Below are 1,241 nucleotides of genomic sequence, written 5' to 3'. Positions count from 1 at the left end.
TGGCCTGCTGCCGGTTTCGTGGACACGAAGATAAGATCGTGACCAAGGAAACGGAGATCGGACATGGTGAGACGGAAGTTCACGAAGGAGTTCAAGTTTGAGGCTGTGAAGCTGGTGACAGAGCGGGGCGTTGCGGTGGCGCAGGCGGCTCGTGATCTGGATCTGGCCGAGAGCGTGCTGCGACGTTGGATGCGGGAGGCCGCAGAAGCCCCTGTCGCTGCATTCTCCGGCAATGGCCAGCAGCGTGCCGAGCTGGCAGAGATCTCAGCCCTGAAGAAGGAGGTCGCCAAGCTCAAGGCGGAGCGTGACATCCTAAAAAAAGCCGCGGCATTCTTCGCGAGGGAAGCGACATGAGGTTCGCCTTCATCGCGAAGCACCGCCATATCTGGCCGGTCAGCTGGATGTGCGAGGTTCTGGAGGTTTCGCGCTCGGGCTTCCATGCATGGCTGAACCGCCCTCTCAGCGACCGGGCGACCCTTGATGCGAAGCTCGTCGTGGCAATCGACAATAGCTTCAAGGCCAGTGATCGAACCTATGGCGCCCGCCGTGTCTGGCATGACCTCCTTGAAGAGGGGCTGACCTGCGGCCTCCATCGGATCGAGCGGTTGATGCGCCAGAACGCGTTGAAAGCACGCCCAAAACGGCGTGGGAAGCCCCAAGACGATGGCGAGCGGTCGGTCATCGCCGACAACATCCTCGACCGGGATTTCGAAGCGGATCGTCCAAACCAGAAATGGCTGGCCGACTTCACCTACATCTGGACCGCCCAAGGCTGGCTGTATGTGGCGGTTGTGCTGGATCTGTTTTCCCGCAGAATTGTGGGCTGGTCGATGAAGGCCGATAGGGATGCCACGCTGGTCATGGACGCCCTGATGATGGCCGTCTGGCGGCGGGGCAAGGCGGACGCCCTGCTGCATCACTCGGACCAGGGATCGCAATACACCAGTGAGCAGTTTCAGCGCCTGCTGGCCGACAATGGCATCACCTGCTCCATGAGCCGGGCTGGCAACGTCTGGGACAACTCGGCGATGGAAAGCTTCTTTTCGTCGCTGAAAACCGAACGGACCAACCGCAAGGTCTATCGCACCCGCGACGAAGCCCGCGCAGACGTGTTCGACTACATCGAGCGCTTCTACAATCCGCGCAGACGGCATTCGAAACTGGGCTATCTCAGCCCCATGGAGTTCGAGGCCCGCGCTATGCTAGCTTAACCAGCTGTCCACGAAACCGGCAGCAGGCCA

At 60.8% G+C, this 1,241-nt stretch carries 1 protein-coding gene; it reads left to right on the top strand.

Going from position 1 to position 1,241, the window contains the following annotated elements; all coding sequences use genetic code 11:
• Window positions 1-63: 63 nt before the first annotated feature.
• A protein-coding gene (locus C8J30_RS18240) for an IS3 family transposase (RefSeq protein ID WP_110807488.1) occupies window positions 64-1,211 on the top strand; the annotation gives its coding sequence in 2 pieces (ribosomal slippage) (window positions 64-322 and window positions 322-1,211; 1,149 coding nt in all).
• Window positions 1,212-1,241 lie beyond the last annotated feature (30 nt).

It is taken from the genome of Rhodobacter viridis, from assembly GCF_003217355.1.
GTDB classification, from domain to species: domain Bacteria; phylum Pseudomonadota; class Alphaproteobacteria; order Rhodobacterales; family Rhodobacteraceae; genus Rhodobacter; species Rhodobacter viridis.
Note: the sequence above shows the minus strand (reverse complement) of the source record. Positions and strands in the feature narration are given on the sequence as shown.